General features: G+C 52.1%; 15 protein-coding genes. 6 read left to right on the plus strand and 9 right to left on the minus strand.

Features of this window, described 5'->3' with window-relative positions; genetic code table 11:
• Nucleotides 1-252: 252 nt before the first annotated feature.
• Nucleotides 253-2,739 carry a helix-turn-helix transcriptional regulator gene (locus E1162_RS02665; protein WP_155126395.1) on the plus strand — a complete coding sequence of 829 codons (2,487 nt, stop codon included), beginning with the start codon at nt 253-255 and terminating at the stop codon, nt 2,737-2,739.
• A gap of 36 nt (nt 2,740-2,775) precedes the next feature.
• Here E1162_RS02665 and E1162_RS02670 read toward each other — a convergent pair whose 3' ends face one another.
• A complete protein-coding gene (locus E1162_RS02670; protein ID WP_155126398.1) occupies nt 2,776-3,876 on the minus strand; it encodes a class I SAM-dependent methyltransferase in 1,101 nt (366 codons plus the stop codon).
• Between the two features lie 365 nt (nt 3,877-4,241).
• On the opposite strand from E1162_RS02670, the gene E1162_RS02675 reads away from it, so the two are divergent.
• Nucleotides 4,242-6,194 (plus strand): EAL domain-containing protein, encoded by a 1,953-nt coding sequence (locus E1162_RS02675; RefSeq protein ID WP_257098617.1) that lies wholly within the window; start codon nt 4,242-4,244, stop codon nt 6,192-6,194.
• A gap of 72 nt (nt 6,195-6,266) precedes the next feature.
• Nucleotides 6,267-6,932 carry an HD domain-containing protein gene (locus E1162_RS02680; RefSeq protein ID WP_257098608.1) on the plus strand — a complete coding sequence of 222 codons (666 nt, stop codon included), beginning with the start codon at nt 6,267-6,269 and terminating at the stop codon, nt 6,930-6,932.
• Here the strand turns inward: E1162_RS02680 and E1162_RS02685 are convergent.
• The 3 genes from E1162_RS02685 to E1162_RS02695 all read right to left on the minus strand — a co-directional run bounded on the left by E1162_RS02685 (nt 6,929) and on the right by E1162_RS02695 (nt 13,595).
• Nucleotides 6,929-8,038 carry a glycosyltransferase family 2 protein gene (locus tag E1162_RS02685; protein WP_155126404.1) on the minus strand — a complete coding sequence of 370 codons (1,110 nt, stop codon included), beginning with the start codon at nt 8,036-8,038 and terminating at the stop codon, nt 6,929-6,931. The two genes, E1162_RS02680 and E1162_RS02685, sit on opposite strands and share 4 nt — an antisense overlap.
• 133 nt (nt 8,039-8,171) lie before the next feature.
• A complete protein-coding gene (locus E1162_RS02690; RefSeq protein WP_155126407.1) occupies nt 8,172-12,755 on the minus strand; it encodes a hypothetical protein in 4,584 nt (1,527 codons plus the stop codon).
• Nucleotides 12,756-13,208: 453 nt separating this feature from the next.
• The gene (locus E1162_RS02695; protein WP_155126409.1) at nt 13,209-13,595 is read right to left on the minus strand and encodes a VOC family protein; all 387 of its coding nucleotides are present in this window, start codon (nt 13,593-13,595) and stop codon (nt 13,209-13,211) included.
• Nucleotides 13,596-13,683: 88 nt separating this feature from the next.
• Between E1162_RS02695 and soxR the strand changes: the two genes are divergently transcribed.
• The gene (gene soxR / locus E1162_RS02700; protein WP_155126412.1) at nt 13,684-14,166 is read left to right on the plus strand and encodes a redox-sensitive transcriptional activator SoxR; all 483 of its coding nucleotides are present in this window, start codon (nt 13,684-13,686) and stop codon (nt 14,164-14,166) included.
• Nucleotides 14,167-14,204: 38 nt separating this feature from the next.
• On the opposite strand, the gene E1162_RS02705 is transcribed toward soxR, so the two are convergent.
• The 5 genes from E1162_RS02705 to E1162_RS02725 all read right to left on the minus strand — a co-directional run bounded on the left by E1162_RS02705 (nt 14,205) and on the right by E1162_RS02725 (nt 18,917).
• Nucleotides 14,205-15,188, minus strand: a complete 984-nt coding sequence (locus E1162_RS02705) for a glycosyltransferase family 4 protein (protein WP_155126415.1) — start codon at nt 15,186-15,188, stop codon at nt 14,205-14,207.
• Nucleotides 15,188-16,783, minus strand: a complete 1,596-nt coding sequence (locus E1162_RS02710; RefSeq protein ID WP_257098609.1) for a capsular polysaccharide export protein, LipB/KpsS family — start codon at nt 16,781-16,783, stop codon at nt 15,188-15,190. Before E1162_RS02710 ends, E1162_RS02705 begins: the two co-directional genes overlap by 1 nt.
• Entirely contained in the window at nt 16,755-17,468 is a 714-nt protein-coding gene (locus E1162_RS02715; protein WP_257098610.1) for an FkbM family methyltransferase, read from the minus strand. Before E1162_RS02715 ends, E1162_RS02710 begins: the two co-directional genes overlap by 29 nt.
• A 313-nt stretch (nt 17,469-17,781) precedes the next feature.
• Nucleotides 17,782-18,411 carry a maleylacetoacetate isomerase gene (gene maiA, locus E1162_RS02720; protein WP_155126424.1) on the minus strand — a complete coding sequence of 210 codons (630 nt, stop codon included), beginning with the start codon at nt 18,409-18,411 and terminating at the stop codon, nt 17,782-17,784.
• Between the two features lie 32 nt (nt 18,412-18,443).
• Nucleotides 18,444-18,917, minus strand: a complete 474-nt coding sequence (locus E1162_RS02725; protein ID WP_155126427.1) for a MarR family winged helix-turn-helix transcriptional regulator — start codon at nt 18,915-18,917, stop codon at nt 18,444-18,446.
• A gap of 298 nt (nt 18,918-19,215) precedes the next feature.
• Between E1162_RS02725 and fahA the strand changes: the two genes are divergently transcribed.
• Nucleotides 19,216-20,499: a fumarylacetoacetase gene (gene fahA / locus E1162_RS02730; protein ID WP_155126430.1), complete on the plus strand. Its 1,284-nt coding sequence runs from the start codon at nt 19,216-19,218 to the stop codon at nt 20,497-20,499.
• A gap of 4 nt (nt 20,500-20,503) precedes the next feature.
• Nucleotides 20,504-21,454, plus strand: coding sequence for an MBL fold metallo-hydrolase (locus E1162_RS02735; RefSeq protein WP_155126433.1), 951 nt, complete (start codon nt 20,504-20,506; stop codon nt 21,452-21,454).
• Nucleotides 21,455-21,469 lie beyond the last annotated feature (15 nt).

Raw genomic sequence — 21,469 nt, forward strand, 5'->3', positions numbered from 1 at the left:
GGTTTTCAAAGCCAGCACCTACCCTTGGTAGGTATTTGTAGGTGCCTTTTACGCGTTACTGCGACACTTCTTCCAGCTTGCCAGTTTTTACGTTAATTCAACGGGTTAGATCGGCAATTTGCCCATTTGCGTTGCTTTAGGTACTTGCCCCAAATAGCTGAAACACGCCCCCTCCTCCATCTGTCAGGCTTAAGCGGCCTGATCCGGTTATGGGCATTTCGACGGGATCAGGGAGGCGAAGGGGCGAACGACATGCACGGCGGCAAACAAGAAAAAGCGCGCGAAACACAGCAGAAATTGCTCGCAAGCCTGCGTAGCAAAACCCATGCTCTTGCGCGCTCGATTGTTGAAGGTGACCAGCAGCTCATCATCGTCAACGCTCCGGCTGGTTCTGGCAAAACAGAGCTCATCAAAACCATCGCCCATCTAAGCGACGGCACGGATGAGCCGTGGGCTGATGATGTTTCCACACATTCAGCCGGTAGCCACCACCATTGGTCCGAGCGTAAAGACCTGCCATTTGTGTTTATGGATCTGGACCGCGCAGAAGATGGAGCGCTAGCCGAGAGCCTGATTACCTCCACCCGCAAACGCATTATCATAACCCGCAGACCCGCTTGGGATTTGCCATGGTGTGACCGCCTGGTGCTCTACGGCAAGGCGCAGGCCGTCAACTATGAAGACCTAAGCCTGAGCGAAGAGGAAATGCGCAAAGCACTCGGCGCTATCGAAGGGCGCAGAGCTTTTGCCGATAATGCTGGCTGGCCGTGGCTTGTAGCAAGGCAGGGAGAGCGTGCGCCGGACGATATTGTTCTGGTCCGTTTCCTCAAGGCCTTCTTTTTTGCAGAAGCCGGTATTGAGGAGCTTTCGCTCCTAAAGCTTATTCTTGAACGGCCGGAAGGACTGGAAAGCCAATCTGTCAGCCTGTTTCACCTGCATGAGTTTGAACTGAAGTTCCGCCCGCTTGTGCAGCTGCACAAGCACAAACTGGATTGGGGTGTTCCGAGCCTGCGATCAGCCGCAGCCGTTGCCATTGACCAGTGCATCAAAACGCAGGACAGCGAGAGCGTTCACACCATATCCTCTCGGATCTTGCGGCAGATTGATCTGGTCCCCGAAGCCATTCGCGAGTTGCAAGCGGCGGACCACATGCACGAGGCGGCAGAACTATTTTCGCAATACGGCGGACCATTCTTTCTGCACCGCTATGGCCGTGAGAAAATGGAGCCGGTGCTGCGCGGCTTTCCCCACTCCGTCACCCATGAAGAGGTTGTTTCTGCCCGCGCTTTGCTGGCAACAAAAACCGGTGATGTTGTGCGCGGCCTTAAGCTGCTGTGCGACGTTTGGGGCGAACGCTACAACGATCTGACCCATGTGATCTCATCACCGGAGCGGTATTCGGTCATTCAGCGCTCTGTGCGTCTGCTGCTGGCAACCTACGAGGACCACCTTGTAGAAGATGAAGCACTGGCGAAGATGAACAGCCTTGTGGCGGACATCCCGACCACCAAGCATCTGCTGCGCGGCAGTTTCTACAACAGTATGCTAGAGCTACAGATGCGAACGGGCGACCTTGCAGAAGCCAGCCGTCTGAGCAAATGGGCGTTTCACCACTACGAGCAGGCAGGCATTCCGGCCATGCTGTTTTATGTGCGTGTGCACCAATGCGTTATTGCCCTGAAGCAGGGTGATACAATCCGCGCGGAAGAAGCGCAGACCAGCGCCGATGCACTGCTCAAAAACTTCGGCTACGCGACAGACTTTGAAGAACGGGTGAACAGCCTGCTTGCTTGCTGTATTGCCTATGAAAAGGGCGATAGCCGGCCGCTGCTGGACTTTCTTGCAACCGACATGGAAGCCTTCAAGCTGGACGGCATCTGGCCAAGCCTTGCCGATATTGCCATCTACTTTGGTGCGCAGATCATCAATCGCCACTACACGCTTAACGCCGCTAGAAACTATCTGGAAAGCTGGCGGCAAACCCATTGGCGCGCCCCGCATTTTCGTTTCAACATTACCATGCGCCGTATCGAGCTATTGCAGAACAACGGCCGCTGGTTGGAAGCAAGCCATCACTTGAACTCCGTTCAAAGCCGCGTCAACCGTACGTGGGTGGAAGGCGCACTTCATGATCTGGGTTTGTTGAGCGATCCAAAAGAGATCGCCGTTGCAATGGCGTGGATGCGCCACATCGCTTTTGAGCGCCCAAAGCGCCCTCTGTTGCTTCGCCAGCTTGACTGCTTCTTGGCCAACTATAACCTCACAACCAACCAGCACCGTATGCTGAGTTCGGTTAAGGTATTCATCGCCCGCAGGCAGAAGCACACCACACTTGCATCAACCACCTTGATGCAGGTGCTGACCGAGGCTGCCCGCAGCGGCTCCATCGGCTCGCTTTATGAAGATATCGTATTCTTGGAAGAACCGATTGCTGATCGCCACATCCGTACCTTCCTGCTTTCCAGCGGCCAGTTGCGCGGTGTTCTTGATAGCCTTTCCAACGCCAACCCGATTAGTGCGCCCTCAAAAACCAACGCCGATCTGCTCACCCGCATGGAGCGGCGCGTCTTGATGCTTATCTCGGAAGGCGCTTCCAACAAATTCGCCGCAACGCGTTTGGGCCTGTCGGAAGCGACAGTAAAGTTCCACCTCAAGAACACCTACAAAAAGCTGGGTTGCAACAAGCGTGCAGATGCCGTTTCTGCCGCCCGCGCCTTGGGTTTGCTCAGCGCTGGTTGATTGGTTGCTAGGCTGCGCCTTAACACAGCCTGACAATCAGTTGCGCTTTAAAACAACGTTGAGATGCCAAAGCTCAAACGCGAATTCCGCCCCGCGCGTTTCGTAGATAGCGCAGAGCCGGTTATAAAACTCGGCAGAAATTGCCTCTTCATCATTGGCATTTGTTGCTGAAGGCCCAAAAAGGTTCGCTCGCAACGTGCTATCGGCAAAGGCACGAATGTAACCGGTGTAGGTTTGCGCATATTCCTTTTTGTCCGCTGCTAGGGGAGCGAAAAAGTCATCCGGGTTTTCTGCGGCAGGCACAACCTCGATGCACTCTACTGAATAGGCGCAGGAGAGGAACTCATCCTCAACCAACGGTTTGCGCGCTTCATCTGCAGTTAAGAACCAGAGCGAAAACAGGAAAGTATCCAGCACATCAGCCCTTAGCATGCCATCTGCCAGCATACCCTGCGCTACTTCATAGAGCGCTCGGTAAATACCACGGCCAGAGGCCGCAGCCCCATTTTTCTCTTGCGCATCAGGAAATGACCCCAGCGTTGAAAGGAAGAGATAACCGCCGGACTTCAACTCTTTCGCACGCAGTGTCAGAAAGTCTTTCCAGTCCTGCTCGGCAAATGCCACCATCTCTTCTCGCGCTGCGCCGGTGAGGTCGGCAAACCAAAGAGTATTGGGGGAATGAACGCGAACCGCGCGGCTTAACCAATGGCTGGCCGCAAAGCAGAGCGCTAAATCAACACTCCCCTCGCCCGTTAGCTGCTTGTAAAACGATCCCACCAAAGCCTGGCTACGCACATTGGGAATGTGCTGCTGATACCCCTCACCGCCAAAGACAAGCTGAAACAAGCCGTTCCAGTCGTTACCGGGCTGGTCCGCGTGGCTAACAACCACTGGCCCGTCATGCCCTGCGCCTCGGTAGGCCTCTAGCGCCGGCTTTACCGATTGGATGGCACTGGGCCCGGGGCCGCAGCCATAGTCGACAATGCGAAATTCTGACAATTGCGCCCCCATTCGGCGCACCAGCGAGCGGATCTCTTCGTCCTTACCGAGAATGATGGACTGCTGGGCTGAGGAGTTGGCGTGATAGTCCACCATTCCTTGGGTGGATGTTTTACGTCCCAATTCAAGCTTTTGCATTGGCGTATCCCTCGCGCTTCTTTCAAAACACCAAAACACACAGAGCTAAAGAAAAGACTGAAACCTGAACGCGGTGCTCAGGGCTGGCCGCAGCACGACCTGTTGTGCTTACAAAAAGGGATTAACCTAAGAGAACTTCAACGAACTGTTCATTCCCCTAACTAGTAGTTCGTATTCAACCTGACTTTCTTTTTTCAACGCAAAAAACACCAATGGTTGCATAAAGTCCTTCCAACACGCATGTATTGAAAAAACCGATGTTTACCCTGCGGAGCAGCAAAACCGTTTCTATAATAAAATCTTTACTGGAAAATGTATCCAGATCAAAAACTGCTAATGTTCTAATAACAACATCAGTACTGATTATGCCACTAATGGTATTTAGGGCAGTATTAATTCTAGCTATAACTATTCTAAATCAAATTGGATATATTAAGGTCGGCTCAATTTTATTTGGCATAAACGACAGATTTCTTAATTTAATGCCGTTCATATTTTGTGCAGTACTAACTTGCGTAAATGCTGCGTACCGGCGCATCTCGGTGCCGATAAGTATGATCTGCTCTATTCTATCAATCTCAACTTTATCTTTTCTATACGGTTACGGAAATTTTGAGTCCAATTTCAACATACTGACAGCTATTACTGTATCTTATCTCTGCTCCTTCATTATTGAATTCACGTCACATGTGAAAATACTATGTTTATATAACGATTTTATTAGTGACAGAGCGTTCAAGACACTTATACAGCTAACAATCGTCTTTATCGCTTCAATTTTTCTCTACCATGTAATGGTACAGATCGATTTGGCACTGGGGGACATAACGACTCGTTGGGGCGTAAACCTTATTCCTGATTCTTACGCCTCGGGCCTATTTTACGAATTCACACGTCAGCTCTGCTGGTTTTTTGGCGTCCACAGTCACAACGTACTTGGAGAAATACTCAATCAGTTCGAAACTGTAAGCAATTTCCGCATGAACACTTTACGTCACGGCATTCAATATTATAGCTTCCTTACCTATGATTTTATGGACATCTATGCTGCGATAGGCGGGTGTGGCTCTACGCTTTCCCTTATTATCGCAGTGCTTTTAAGCTCACACAGAAAGGCCTTTCACGGTGTAGCCAAGGCCAGCCTGCCATTCTCTGTCTTCAACATTAACGAGCCGATCGTCTACGGTATGCCGATTGTGTTCAACCCGTTACTGTTTATCCCGTTTTTGTTCGTTCCCCTTATCAACTTCACGATTGCCTATTGGCTCACCTATGTTGGTTTCATTCCTCCAATCGTCAATGATATCAATTGGATGACGCCACCGCTCTATAATGTCTGGCTAGGTACTGGCGGTAGTATGCTCGCCTGTGTAGTGCAGCTCGCTCTTATCGTTCTGGGCGTTTTCGTCTACCGGCCGTTCATCAGCAAAAGCCACACCGAATTGATGAGCCACGCCATTTTCGTACGCGGCACTGAAACCGGCAATGCACTTCGTATTTCCGAGCACCGAGACCTGATTTCCGATCACAACGCCGCCCGCTTCGCAGTAAACAACATTCTCCAAGCCGGAGACTTCACCATCTACGTACAGCCTCAATTTGACGCCCGCTCGCAGACATTTAACGGCGCCGAGGTCCTCGTTCGTTATATCGACGCAAAAGGCAATGTGACGCCGCCCTACTTCTTCGACCTTTTTGAGAAAACGGAAACTCTGCCGGATATCGACTACATGGTCATAGACCGGCTTTCGCATGCGGTCGATGACTTCAAACTCCCAAACGGCTTCAAAGTTGCCATAAACGTCTCTCCGATCAGCTTTAAACACGCCGGTATTTTGAAAGAGCTGGTTCGCCTTGCGCAGAAAATGCAGACGAAAGGGCTGGAACTAACTGTCGAGATAACCGAGAACCAGATGTGGTCAACAGAGGAGAGCTATATTGCGATTTTCAAGGAACTTCAGAAAGCTGGCATCACTTTGGCGCTTGATGATTTCGGTACAGGCTATTCGAACCTGACCACATTCCTTAAATTCCAATATGACTACGTGAAAATCGACATGACTGTTGTCAGTCTGGACACCATTCGCAAACATCCAAAAATTATAACTGCCTTTGCCTTGATCGGCGAAAGCGGCGGCGCGCAAATAATCGCTGAAGGCGTTGAACACCCCGACCAGGTCGAGGCCCTCAAGCAGAGCAACATTCACATCTATCAGGGTTACTATTTCGGCAGGCCAATGCCATTTGCGCAAATGGTTTCAATGGTTGAAGAGGGTGACGCAAAAGCGGTGTTACCGATCATGGACCCGTTGCATTGAACAAAGCTTAGGAGCAGACAGCACACCTTGGCCTTTCATGATAGAAAGGCTATTGAAGGATGATCGGGGTTTATGTCGGGAATTATGAAGATGGACGCGCTTGTAAACGAACTTGAAGCAGCTCTACGTGCCGCCGAGCAGGACGAGGATGCAAGCCATGACATTTTCCACGCTCGCCGCGTTCGTCAATACGCGCTTGAGATTGCTGAAAAAGAAGGCGCGGGAGACCCTGTTGTATTAACCGCAGCCGCCTATTTGCATGACCTTATAAACCTGCCCAAAAACCACCCGCAGCGGGAAATGGCCTCCACCTTTTCTGCAGAGGCCGCAGGGCCAATTCTCACCCGTGCAGGGCTTAGCGATGAACAGATTAAGGCTGCTCAGCACGCTATTGAAGCCCATAGCTTTTCTGCAGGCATTGAACCACAGACGCTAGAAGCGAAGATCATTCAAGACGCGGACCGGCTGGAAGCGCTTGGCGCTATAGGCATTGCCCGCACCTTTTACATTGCAGCAAAACTGGGCGGCGGCCTGTTTGATGGCGGCGACCCCTTTGGCGAGCATCGCCGGCTGGATGATAAAACCTTCGCGGTGGACCATTTTCCCATCAAGCTGCTGCGTCTTTCTCAGACCATGTGCACCAATGCAGGGCGGGAAGTTGCAGAAGAGCGCACGCGCTTCATGGTTGATTTTCTTAAGCAGCTTGGCCGCGAAACAGGCTTCGACTACAAGGCCTAAGCCGCTACCTTGGCAGTGCCTTGTTGCTGCAAACTACGCTTTACGAAACCCTCTGTCTTGGCGGAGCATCTGGCAAGACCAGATGGCAGCATGCTGGCATAGCCAGTGTACTTGGCGGTATGGGCGTAGATCGGGTTTAGGTGCAGAAACTGCGCCATAGCATTGTTGTAGAGCTTGTATTCGCTTGCCCCATCCCAATGTTCCTTACGCTCTACCTCCACCTCGCACTTGCGCTTAAAATCCTGAAAATACTTAAAGTGCAGCAACGGGCACCAATCCGGCGCGATATTCGCCGTTGTGTAGCCGTTTGTGAGCATGAGGAAATGCGCACCGGGCGAGATTTCCATGCCCTTTTTCCATAAAAGCAGCGGCGACTTCTGCATGAGGATAGTGCCAAGCGCGTGCTTTTCTTTGAGATAACAGCGTACTCTGCTCTGTAAGAAGCGGCGTTTTAGCGGCCGGTGGGGCGAAAAGTAAGCATCATCCAAGAACTGCTCAAATGGGGAAAGGCGGGCTTCTTTGCCAGCAAAAAACCGTTCCCTAGGACCGCCATAGAGGCGAAAATTGGGAATGTAGCTGGTATCTTTGGAACTGTTTAGGAAGATACGATAACCGCGGGCATCAAAATACGGGCAAGCATTCCAGAATGGCTCACCCTTTTCATAGTGAACCTGCGCCAATGGCGATGCTGCGTACATATCAACCATTGGAGAGCTGACAGTAAACCAGTTGTTGCTTGCCCACCATTCGCACAGACGAGGCAGGCTTACGGCGCCATCACCCGGAATTGCCAAGAGTTCATCAATATCAGCAAACAATACCCAGCGATTATCCAGATACTTGTTGGCGATATTGGTTCTAAAGCACTTTTCCAAAATGCTGTAGCGGGTACGGTCTTGAATGCAGTAGACGTCCGCCTGCGCCATCAAATATTCAAGGGAACCATCTGTGGAGCCATTATCGATGATGATGAACGACTTGATACCAAGGCCGCGGTAGTACTCCAGAAAATATGGCAGGCGTAACAACTCGTTACGCTGACACGCGACCAAAACGACTTCGTTCTCTTCAGCGGTAAAGCCGATATCTTTTTCCAGATGGTTCACTGTTGTATTCGCCCGTTAGGTGCCCTTGCAAAAAGCGGCACCTAACCAGCGTTTGTGATGAGAACTTGGCCTCACTCCGGTGTTTTCTGGGTTAGCAACCATTTCCCCAAAAGTATTCGACAAACCTCTCCCGCTAGAACTTCAGGGAAAAGCGCCCCTCAACTGCGGAATGCGCTGTGTTTTCAGAGTAACTTCCGCTGTAACCAAGAGAAAAGTCTACATTTCCTTTGGACAGGCTGAGCCCTGCTGACGTTAGTAGATGCGTTCTATCTGCATCAAAGTCCAGATCCTCAACACCATTTGCACCTTGATACATCTGCCCGCTTATGCTGCTGCCAGTTAGAGAATGACGCAGACCTACCTTCGCTGATGGCTGGATGTGCCACCCGCCGCGTTGAAATGCCCGCGTCCAGCCAAGGCTTGCTGTGACATTCAGATCGTTTTCATTCACAGCGGAAAATCCGGTATCCAGAGGTCCAAGCCCCGATACGGTAAAGCCTTGCTGTTGATACCAAAGGTGCTCCAGACCAAGCTCGGGAGTAAACAGGTGGCCACCGATCTCAACACCCCAATTAACCGTCGCGCGGGTGCTAAGGGCATTGGCCGAATAGTAATCGTGGGCCGTACTGGTTTGAGATGAGGCGCTATATTTGTTTCGGGCGTGCATGTAGAGGGAGCTTAAGCCCAGTTGCGCCAGCCCAAGCTCGTAGGTTGTATGAGCGCCGATAGCAAATACTTCGCCAGCGCCAAACACACCGTCGAGATCTGCCCGCGAGAAATCAAGATCGGTGGAGCCGTAATAACCACTAAGCCCCACCAACCAGCTTTCTGTTGCGGCAACATTGAGACCGAATAAAAGCCCTGTGGAATTAAGGTCATAGCCCGAACTGTCATAGTTACCACTCTGACGGGAAACAATTGCCTTCATATAGCCATGGCTTACATCTACCAAGGAAGTCTCGCTTGGGGTAGACGGCAACAATTTAGAGATGGCTTTCTGTCCAGCATCCGGCGTGGGATTTACTCCATATGCCATAGGGGGTATGCCCTGTGACGCATCACCTCGCAACGACCCATCGAAACGGTGGCCCGCTCCGGCAAGGTCATGGAGGTTTGAAGCAAAGCCCCTCAACGCTGCCGCAGCTGTCAACGCCGGAGAATTCTCAGGCGCATAATTAAAGATTACCTGCTGCTGGTTTGTGTTTTGAGTACCTTCAACAAAACTGGCCTCCCAGTCCGCGTAATCAGAATGCACCTGCACGCTGGCGAACTGCCCCTCAGCCAGCACTGCATTTTCCTCTAGCGCTGGTAGCGTATAGGCCTGCCCCTCAATACTTCCATTGCTGATATGGGCGTAAAGATCGGCCTTCTCCGGTCCGCCGACGCCATTTTTGACGAACGTGACTTTATCTCCGGTGGAAGACTGGAAGGTGCCGGCATATTCCGCCAAACCCAAGTCCTCACCAAAAAGAATGCCGTAGGCCTCAATTGTTAGATTATGACCATTGGTTTGGACCTGATAGGCTTGGCTAGAGGCATTACCTTGAGCTTCAACGCGAATGGAACCTGTTGAATGCAAACGAGTATCGCCGTTTAGCGTAATGCCGTAGGCATAAGCCTCTCCGTTAACGCCAACGCCTCCGTTTGACTTGGCGGCAGCATAAATATCTCCGCTATTCACCAAGAAGCCCGAGGTTCTGTAGATGCCAACAGCTCGGCTCCAATCCTTGTCGGAGGTTGCTTGCGAGAAAAGGTCACCGTGGTTTGCGTCTACGATACCGATAAGGCCTTGCGCATTCGCATACCCCTCCCCTGCCTCCGCAACAGTGGTGATATTACCTGAGTTTGTCCCGATGCTTCCGTTATAGGCGCTAATGCCTTTGGCATGGACATATTTCGAGGTTGAGTGACCGTAGGCCCGAATGTCTCCGGTATTCTCTGTTAAAGACCCGTCGATCAAGTCGATGCCGTCAGCATGGACATAATCATCAGTGCTAACGGCAGAAACATCAATGGCGCCGCTGTTAAGCCCAAGGTTTCCGCTGATAACCCTGATGCCTGCGGCCTGAACAGAGTCGTCAGAGGAAGTTCCTCTTACTTTAATCGCGCCCCCGTTAATCTCGATATCATGCCCGTTACTGTCTAATCCATAAGTCTGGACATAGCTGTTTTCAGCTTCACTTGTGACGGTAATGTCACCGTAGTTCCGGGTTATTCTGCCGTCTATTCCTGCGCTTTGAACGTAAGGGCGAGCCTTGTCATTATCTGTTGTACCGCCAATCGCTTCAACGTTCACATTGCCGTAATTGACATCAACATCGCCCTTTATTCCATAGGCCTGCGTCCAAGCAGTTGCATTGCTTGCGCCGCTTATTGAAGAGCCAGTGGCCTCGACGAATATCTCACCGCGATTAACACCAACATTTGCCAGTATACCGTAGGCAGCCACTGAACCGTCTTCAGCGTAGGCTGGTGTAGAGCCAATCAGAGTCCCGCCTACCACAACAGATTTGATCGAACCGTCGTTTTCCAGTAGCGTTCCAAATACAGGGTCTCCCCCATTGTCCGCTTGTAACGAGACGCCGGCGGCCTCCGCAGACGCATCAATAGCTCCACCGAGTTGTGTGACGGTTCCCGCGTAGGCGAAAACCGATATAGCACCCGAGTTTCGAGAAATATTGGAGGGAGTTGAACCACCATCACTGTCATAAAGACCATAGGCACGAGCTTTTGCTAATGAATTGCTGGTGCCTGCGAGAGCGGTTGCGGAGATATCGCCCTCGTTGAGGCCCACCGTCCCGCGAATTCCATAGGCCCTTGCGTTATCACCTGTCGACTGCGACCGCACCGAAATGCTGCCAGCATTGTGTGCCGTCGCTCCTTGAATGCCATAAGCGTAGGTGTGTATCTGGCCCCTAGAAAGGATATTCATGTCGCCAAGATTGGAACCAACGCTTCCCTGCACCCCATAGGCATAGGTTTGTGCGCCGGTACTCACGCTCTCAACATTAAGATCACCGGCATTGAAGCCAAGGTCGCCCTGAATGCCGTAGGAATAAGCGTAACGCTGCGTGCTATAGGCCTTGGAAGTTATGTGACCCCAGTTATTTGCCGTAGCACCGCTAATTCCTCGTGCGTAGGCTTGATGTGCATCGGAAACAGCTAAGGCGTCTAGGTCGCCATAATTATTCTGCACGGTTCCTTTGATCGCACGGGCATAGGACGAGCCGTTCGTTGATAGTGCAACGCTAGAGATAGAGCCGCGGTTGGTGCCAACAGCCCCGCCTATCCCGTCACTGTTGATGTTCCCTTCTGAACTGACATGAGTGAGGATATCACCCCTATTGGTTTCTATATCGCCTTCAATGCCATTAACGGTCGCCCCTAACTTTGCCTCCTCTACCACCACGTCAATGTTTCCATTGTTTTCCGTTGTGGTAGCGGCAATCCCAGAGGCAACTACCGAGCCGTTCTGGCTGGCAACACCAATGGATATGTTCCCACTGTTGAGTGAAAGGGTTGCGCTGCGAATGCCGTAAGCATCAATATCATCGCGAACGTTTTTTCCGATGATTGAGATGTCGCCAGTGTTTTCGCCAGTATGGCCACCATTACCACGAATGCCATAGGCCTCCATATTGGCGCCCGCATTTGTTACTTCAACAGAGAGCCTACCGGAGTTTTTCCCTAAAGACCCCTGCCCGCTACCGGAATCAAAGTAGGTACTGATGGCAAATGCTTCAACGTCGCCCGATTGGGAGGACGCCTTAACGTCAATTGCTCCACTATTTGATTCCAAAGTTCCGCCATGGGCGTAGATGCCTATTGCCTGAACCGTTTGGTCCCCGCCATGGCCCTCTACCGAAATAGAACCGGAATTATCGAAAACAGTTCCACCATACGCGTAGATGCCGCGTGCTTGGACATATCCGCTAGTAGCGGTGGCAGCTACGTTTAGATCACCACTGTTAGTGACTGCATCACCGCGAATAGCATAGGCCCTCGCATCCCCAGAAGCAGAGCCTGTCGAAGAAGTTGCTATGCCTGCATCAGCGCGAACCGTGATCTCACCCGTGTTCTCAACCGTGGAACCATGTAATCCGGTCGTTTCAGCATCAGAGTTCGCTGTATTGTTCGCACTCGCATCGCCTCCTTGGGAGGTCAGATGGATAGTTCCGCTATTGTTGATGCTTCCAGCGCGTATTCCCGTCGCTTTTGCATAGGAGGTAGCGTCGCCGTTAGAACTCGTGTTTCCCGCAGTCACGCCCATTGTAATGGCGCCGGAATTGGTGACTGCGGCATTCGCCTGTGACCACAGACCGATCACATCAATCGACAGATTGTCTGTAGCCAAAGCCGCCTGCCGCGAGAGATAAAGCGTAATATCAACCTCGGAGACCAGTGGCAAAGAGGACGAAAGACCTGCCACATAAAGACGTCCGCTTAAGGCGTCATAAGCATCTAGACCATTCCAGTTTTGAACGACCAGCGGCGTGCTTGAGCTTCCAGCCTCTATTTGACCCGACAAAATCTGCGGTGATGAAGCCAAGCTACGATAGAACAGCGCCCGCGTATCACTGGTGGCACCGTCGAAGCCGCTATAATCCCCTATCGGTGCTCGCAACGCACTCTGATGACCGATGGATCCCGCAACTGCGACCTGAGACAACACCAATCCGGTTAATGCTGTCGTCGAAAACAAATGCTTAAAAGACAAAACAACCCTCACTACTGAGGGCAAACTAGCAGCAACTCACACTAGTTTAAATACCTACTTAATTTTTGATTGTGACCGGCAAAGCCACTCAACAGCGGTAGGGCAAACTGGGCTCATCGTTCTCCACCGCCTTACCGACGAGCCCATGTTTAAGCTAGAGGCGCGTCTTAGTTCGCAATTCCACTTTCACCAGTGTGCAGCTACGGGCATTAGCTCGAGGTATCGCCTCTATTGGTTTGAGAAGACTTGGTGATTTGGTCCTCTCAAATCCTATTGGTAGCTTTGGCGCTGTTTAGAAAAGCGTCTTAGCCGTAACCTTAGAATAGCGGAAGAAACCAGCGCGGATGGTTGGTTCTTTCTTCTTCCAAAGCCCTCCAATTTCTTGAGGCAGGATTGTTGGTACCTTTTTCGGTTGGCCGAAAAGCTATGACGCTAATCAGTGCGATCAACCAATCAACTGGCATAGCTTACAACCTCGAACTCGATACCGTCCTCATCTTCGAAATAGAACCTTCGGCCGGGTTCATAATCGCCGTGGTTTCTGGTCTTGTAACCGTCGGCGAGGATCTTCTTTTCGGCAGCATCAAGATCGTCCACCACCACACCGATGTGATTAAGCCCGCCGCGCGTCTTGTAGGTGTTGCCCGCTCCCTCACTCTCAGTATTGCTGGTGTAAACCGCGATGTAGGAGCTATCGGTTCCAACATGGACCGTCGTGCCGGTATTCATCGCCGGCCCCTGCCAGCGAATGTGCCAACCGAACCAGTTAACCAAGCGATTTGCCGTGGCAACCGGATCACTCACAGTGACGTTCACATGTTCCAGAAATGAATTTGCCATCGAATGTGTCCCTCTCTTTGACGTTCAATGGCGACTCTTTTAAAAGTTCAAGTTAACTTTAAGTCAAGGCTGCACTGGAGAAAATTTCATGACAGCTAACAAACCGCTGCTAACCATCGGTGATCTCTCTGAAAGAACAGGCCTTTCAACCTCGGCAATCCGCTTCTATGAAAGCAAGGGGCTGGTGGTTCCCGCTCGCACAGCCAGTGGCCAGCGACGGTTTATGCGGGCAGACATCCGCCGTCTTTCGTTGATCCTGGTGGCGCAGGAGTTTGGCTTCACGATTTCAGAGATCAGCGAGCAGCTAGCCACAGTTCCCACCGGCAAAGCACCAACGAAGGCCGACTGGACGCGGTTGAGCAATCATTTCCGCAAAACGCTGGACGAAAAAATCACTCGCCTCACCAATCTCCGCGATAAGCTAGACGGATGCATTGGCTGCGGCTGCCTATCACTAGACTCGTGCAAGCTTTATAACGCCGGTGATGCAGCCGCTTCTTACGGCAGAGGCCCGCGCTACATTTACGGCGATGAAACAACAGGTCCAGCAAGCGATGAGAGTGCAACCTGAAGCCGGTTGATCATTGAGCCAACCGACCTAGTTAACGCCTAGAGTGTTGGCACTACACCTTCAAATTTCACAGCGGATGATTTGGGTTTCGCCAGCACCTTCTCGTAGACCTCAATGTGGCGATCAATCACTTGGCTCCACGTAATTGCGGTTTCTTGTTTGTGTGCGCCCACCATAAGCGTATCGAACAAGCCCTGCTCATTGTCAGCGAGCCTGCGGATTACCTCGGCGTTCTCGCTGGCTTCGCCGCTGAGATATAGCCCATTAACGCCATCACTCACCGCGTCCAGCGCGATACCAACGGGGCGCGAAAGCACGGGCGTTCCGCTGGCAACCGCCTCAGCAATATTGGCTGGCCCACCCTCAGCGTTGCTGAGAACCAAAAGAAAATCAATCTCCTCATAGACTTTGGGAAACAGCCGATAGGGAAGAAACTCAAAGCACTCGCACTCAAACCCCATTTCGCGAATGTAGGCGGCATCCTGCGAACGCCCCTCTCCGACAAGCACAAACTCCACCCGCTCTGGAGATAATCCCTCCAGCATCTCATAGAGCAGAACTTCGCCCTTCACCCGCCTTCCATAGCGCTTGGAGATGAAGCCGATTTTGATTTTGTAATCTGCCGAGAACCGCCTGAGTGGGCGCCGCCGAAAGAGCCTATCCTCATAGCCGTGCGGAATGATGGTTGTCTGAGTGATCCCTTGAGATGCCAGGTATTCCGCCTGATTGGAATTCAAGCAGATGATGTGACCAGCGTTCTCATAGTGAGGCCTGAACTTTTCAAAATCCACGAAGGGGTCGAAGTCATTGATCACATCATGATGAACGGTCACCACGGCGCCGGGCATCAACTCACCCTTTTCCATTTGCGGGCGGTGATAGTGGTAGATGTCGAACCCTTCCAGCGGCCGCTCTGATACAACCGTGTGCAGGTCATCGCGGTTGATGAACCTGCGGAAGATATCGGTAAATATCTTGCTGTTCATCTTTTTGGTGGCAACAAAATTTACAGATATCGTCATTAGGCAAAGTCTCGAACAATGGCGAGTTCGCTTGAACCCTGCTGTTTATGAGGCACTTCTGGATAGGGCTTGAGCTTGTTGTAGATCGCAGCATCTGCATCGCCATCAACCGGAATTAGATGCTCCAGAACAAGCGCGCTCAAAACATCTTCCATCTGCTTGTATTCGCTGAGCGAGAGAGTGGATGGTAACAGCCCGCTTTCCAGATCAGTCAGCAACGCACCAACATCTTCATAGTCATGGGTAAAGCCCAAGCTGCTATAAAAGCCTCCACCCAGAAGATACGGCTTAAAGCCAGCAAGCGCGCCCTCTATACCCCCTTGCGAACTCAGTGTGAAAATGCGGTCGGAGACGCGGAACAGCTGCTTCAAGTTCCAGTCAGTGGTTACAAACACCCGCTCCCGCGCTGAGGCTGGAAGCTGCTGCAAAAACTGATTGATGTACCCTTCAGTAAATGTCTGCTCGGCGTTGTTCTTATTCCGCTCCCAAGGGTGGGCTTTGAAAATAACCAGCCTATCGGGATTTTCCAAAAGCCCCTCGATCAACCCGCGATAAGCCGGAATGGTATTGAGGACAGAACCAGAGCCGCAAACAAACGCGTAGTCATTGATAACCTGTCCAAGGATCAAGCAGATTTCGCGCCCGTCCTTGGTAAATTGCAGCGTTTCTTCACTGGGCTGTTTAACGTTCTTGTTGGCCTGCATCACAAACGCGTTGTGCATATGAATGCGCTCTAAGTCGCCAATTGCCAACTGCTCCATCTTCCGCTTGGCCGTGATCTGAAATCTGGAGGCGTTTGGAATGGCCGTATACCGTTCTTCCATGAAGTAGTGCTTGCCGGTCATGAACGTTTCAAGCACGAATGCCCGCACTTTTGTAAACCGCAGGATCTCAAGCAAAACGGCCGCGTAAGTGTGAGCGCCAGAAAAAACGAACGCTATCTCGTAGCGGTTGAGATTGGGAAAGCTGCGCCAATAATCAATCCAGTACATGGCGGCAGCACAGCATAATAGCAGCGCTTCGCGGTCATGCTTCCAAGCGTGGTTCAGCACCTGCGCGTTTTCCCGCTCGATAGCGCTGGTCTGCCACTCCTCCTTGGGGAGCACAAAGGCTAAAAGCTCGTTCTTCGCACTTTTGAAAACGGGAACATCGCTATACCGAAACGCCAGCAACTGTTCCTTAGAAAGAGCCTCAAGCTGCGGCAGATAAGGTTCAAGCAGCTCTCGATGTTCCTCGTAGTTGCCGTTTGCACAGGTCAGCTTTTGCCGGTCAGACCCTTTGGCAAGTCCAACCACAACAGTTGACTTGGTCATCTTCAAAAAACGGTAGAGGTTGCCGAAGTTCTTGGGATTGATGTGAAAGTCTTCCGCCAGCAAGGTTTTGAACTTCACATTCGGGCGCAGCGCATCGGCTGGCGCTTTCCCAACGTTTCCAGCGCCGCCCCCTACAAAAGCAGTAGCGCCGGAGGAACGAATGAGCTTTTCGATCTTATCAACCCGCAAACGCGTATTGCGCAGCTGATAGATGCTTTTGATATAGCCGCGAATTTTCTTCGGGCTTAGCCAGTTAAACCGGCCTGTTGTAGATCGCGACATTCCGGCCTGCCAATTCATTCAAAAGGGAGAGTTCTTTGAAATAGAGGGCGATGCGCCCGCGAAACCGCCGATCAAACGCGATGTCTTTTTTCAAAAACATAACGTTGTACTGGCCCGGTGTCTCGACATCCCGCGTGACAGGCACAAACCCTGCCCCGTCGAGGAGATCATAGACCTCGAACACGGTTTTCTGCCCCTCCCAGATCTTGTAATCTTCAACCTCTGCGTAGATGGCCTGCGTGTTGTCCAGAAAGTCCGTCGCCCCTTCCAGCACCTCATAATGGTGGCCTTCCACATCGAGCTTCAAAACCGCCGTCTCTTCGCTTTTGGGCTTGTAAAGGCTGTCAATCGTTGCCGCTTCCACACGAATACTCTCGTATTCCTGCCCCGGCTTTGTTTTCAATGAGTTGTTGGCAAAAAGGAACTCGGGGTCTTCCTTGGGCTGCATGAAAAACTCGACATCACCGACCTTGTCAGTCACAGCCATGTGCCGGTAATGAAAATTCTCGGGCACGCCTTGCTGCTCAAATTCCTCACAAAAGTGTTTGTGAACGCCCGGGTCCGCCTCAAAGCCAACCGAGGTACACTCCGGCAATTTCCGGGCAATCCGCAAAGCGGTATCAGCCTCGTGGGCGCCAATCTCCAGAAAATAGTCAGGCTTGAGCACACGGGTTACAAGATCCATAAATAACCGCTCATGACAAGCGACGGAGTGTAATTTGAGGTCCCGCTCTCGTGAGTCAAAGAGTAAGTTGCACAAAAGCATTTGATTAGACATTTCAAACGCTTGCCAAAGTGGAGCCATTCTTGTGTTTCTCCCGATGAATTCAGCCTGATCCTAACGACACGCGCCGGTGTCGGTAGCCCCGAATTCACACGGAAAACAATCAAGGGAGTGGTAACAGCCAACCGACGCTAACCCATTAAAATTCCAGCAAAAACAAAAAGGCCGATGCCCTTTCGAGCATCGGCCTTCTGTAAAGGTCGTTCGGTGCGTATCAATCTGATGGATAGGCCGCCTTGAACGCCGGAAGTTCCGCCGCCCTATCAGCAATCGCTGTCAGCTTGCGCATCTTAGAAAGATCCACCCCCCAACGGCGGGCGTTGTACATCTGCGGTACAAGGCAAATGTCTGCCAGCGAAACCTCGTCGCCATAACAGAACTGACCGGTCTGCGGCGTGTTCAAGAGTTCTTCAAAAGCGAGCAATCCCTTGCTCATAAACTCTTTCATCCAGCTCACTTTCACCGCATCGTCGCCACCTGCAAGTTCTTGCACCCGCTTAACAACCCCAAGATTGCAAACCGGATGAATGTCCATAGCAATGGCATGAGCAAGCTGGCGTACCCTCGCCTTTCCTTCAGCATCTTCAGGCAAAAACGCTGGTTGAGGCTGAACCTCGTCCAGATACTCCAAAATCGCGAGGGATTGCGAGAAGCGCTTGCCGTCTATTTCCAGAACCGGAACAAGCCCTTGCGGGTTACGTGCCAAATGCTCTGCGCCCCGATGTTCGCCAGAAAGCAAGTCCACCTTCACAGCATCATAAGAGATGCCCTTGTGGTTTAGGCCGATGCGTACCCTGTAGCTGGCGGAGGAGCGCCAGTAATCATAGAGAACCGCCGTTGACATAATTCCTCCCAATGTCGCGGGCTGGCATAGTGCTAGCCCGAAGTCTCCCGTTGTTTGACCAGTTCTTCTGCCCGCTGGGAAATGCGCTCCATCAGGTCCATCATGATAAGAAGGTCAGACTCGCTCAGGTCTTTGAGCAGCCGTTCTTCCACGGCCCGCACTTTGGGAATCAGATCATCAAATACCCGAATGCCCTCATCAGTGAGTCGCAGTACCGACTTGCGCCGGTCGTCTCCATCTATGTCCCGTTTGAGATAGCCCCGTGATCTCAGTGACTGCACAGCCCGCGATACGTTGACCTTGTCCATAGACGAGCGCTCAACAATCTCGCTGGCAGAAAGAATGTTTTTAGTCCCCAAAATAGCCATAGTGCGCCACTCGGAGGTCGTTAGCCCGTATTCGACGCTGTAAATCTGCTGCAACGCCTCACTTACAGTCGTTGCGAACTTACGAACGCGGTAGGGAAAGAAGGTTCCTAGCTCGAACACCATCGCGTTATGGCCCATACTTCATACTGTTACATTGCGTACTAGAAAATATGTACGCACTATTTTAACTTCTATAGTTACGATTGAAACCAAAAGTCAATTATTCCTTTTGCCCATTCGTAGCGATACATTGATTTATATCAAATATATAGCATTTTAATCTCTCCACCAAACTTACGCAACTGTCATCTTAGTAATAACGTCTAAGGAGACCTACTTTCTCGTTGACAAGGTTTCGTATGAAACTATTTTTGGATGAAAGCGAACAGGAAAGCGGAATCACTTAAGGGTTTCGCACGGGTGGGAGCACAGTCATATGAAAAGCTGGGTTGAAAGCGCCGCGGTCGAGAATTGTCACTTTCCAATTCAGAACCTGCCTTTTGGCGTCTTCAGTACAAAAGCACTAAGCCCTCGTTGCTGTACAGCAATTGGAGATTACGTCGTCGATCTTGCCGCTCTGGAAGAGGCAGGTCTCATCAACGCAGGCGGCGACAAGCCGGTCTTTGACCAGCCAGCGCTGAATGCCTTCATGGGCCTTGGTAAAACGGCTTGGGATGGTGTGCGTGCACAGCTGACAGACCTGCTGAAAGACGGCGGCAACCCTGCACTCAAGGGTAATGATGCGCTGAAGGAAGCTGCTTTCATCCCAATGGATGCAGCGGCGATGCACCTGCCATTCACCGTTTCCGAATACACCGACTTCTACGCCGGTCGTCAGCATGCATTCAACGTGGGCACCATGTTCCGTGGTCCTGAAAACGCACTGCCGCCGAACTGGCTGCACATTCCAATCGGCTACAATGGCCGTGCTTCAACCGTCATCGTTTCTGGCACTGCGGTACGCCGCCCGATGGGCCAGCTCAAAGGCCCGAATGACACTGCACCTCGCTTCGGCCCATGTGCGCGTCTCGATATCGAGCTGGAAATGGGCGCCGTCGTTGGCCTGCCAACCGAGATGGGCGAGCCGATCTCCGTTCAGGAAGCTGATGATCTCATCTTCGGTTACGTTCTGCTGAACGACTGGTCCGCCCGCGATATTCAGGCGTGGGAATACCAGCCGCTTGGCCCGTTCCAGGCAAAGGCGTTTGCGACCTCCATCAGCCCTTGGGTTGTTTCCAAGGCTGCGCTGGAGCCGTTCCGCACCTCTACGCCAGAGCGTGAAAAGGAGCTGCTGCCTTACCTCGCAGAGCCGGGACCGATGCTCTACGACATTGAACTTGAAGTGAGCATGCTGCCAAACGGCGGTGACAAGGCAACGACCATTGCCCGCACCAACTACAACAACATGTACTATTCCGCAGCCCAGCAGCTGGCGCACCACGCCTCTAGCGGCTGTAAAATGAACACAGGCGACCTTCTGGGTTCTGGCACCATCTCCGGTCCTGAAAAGACCCAGTACGGCTCCCTGCTTGAAATCAGCTGGGGTGGCAAAGAGCCCCTCACTCTGGACAGCGGCGAGACCCGCACCTTCATTGAGGATGGCGACACCATGACCCTGACCGGTTGGGCACAGGGCGATGGATACCGCATCGGCTTTGGTGAGTGCACCGGCTCCATTCTTCCAGCTCTCGTAAACAAATTTCCACGCGCGGAGAAATAACGTCATGTCTAAAGCATTTGCCTCTCAAGGTGATATGACCGAAAAGAACATCAGCTTTACCGAAGTTGGCGAAGGTCTTTATGCCTTCACCGCAGAAGGTGACCCGAACTCCGGCGTGATCATCGGCGACGACAGCGTGATGATCGTAGAAGCGCAGGCGACCCCTCGCCTTGCACAGAAGGTAATCGACTGCGTTCGCACCGTAACCGACAAACCAATCTCCCACGTGGTTCTCACCCACTACCACGCAGTACGCGTGTTGGGTGCCAGCGCGTTCGGTGCATCGCAGATCATCATGTCCGACAAGGCCCGCGCCATGGTAATGGAACGCGGTCAGGAAGACTGGGACAGTGAATTCCAGCGTTTCCCTCGCCTGTTTGAAGGTCATGAGAGCATTCCGGGCCTGACACTGCCGACAACCACCTTCTCCGACAGCATGACCGTTTACCTCGGCAACCGCCGTGTAGACATCAAGCATCTGGGCCGTGCGCACACCGCAGGTGATGCGGTGATCCATGTGCCAGACCAGAACGTGATGTTCACCGGTGACATCGTTGAGTACCACTCCGCTTGTTACTGCGGTGATGGCCACTTCAACGACTGGGGCAAGACCCTCGACAACATCAAGGCTTACGACGTTGATGCAATTGCACCGGGTCGTGGTGATGCCCTCGTCGGCAGCGAGATGGTGAACAAAGCCATCGAATGTACCCGTGACTTTGTAGAGAGCACCTACAAGCCAGCAGCGAAAGTTGCAGCGCGTGGCGGCTCCTTGAAAGAAGCATGGGACGCAGTACGCGCCGAGTGTGATCCGAAGTTCTCTGACTTCGCCATCTATGAACACTGTCTGCCGTTTAACGTTGCCCGCGCTTACGACGAAGCACGCGGCATCGATACCCCACGCATCTGGACTGCTCAGCGCGATCTGGACATGTGGGCAGCGCTTCAGGGCTAATCGAGAACCACTCGG

This window comes from Pseudovibrio flavus (assembly GCF_009711345.1).
GTDB classification, from domain to species: domain Bacteria; phylum Pseudomonadota; class Alphaproteobacteria; order Rhizobiales; family Stappiaceae; genus Pseudovibrio; species Pseudovibrio flavus.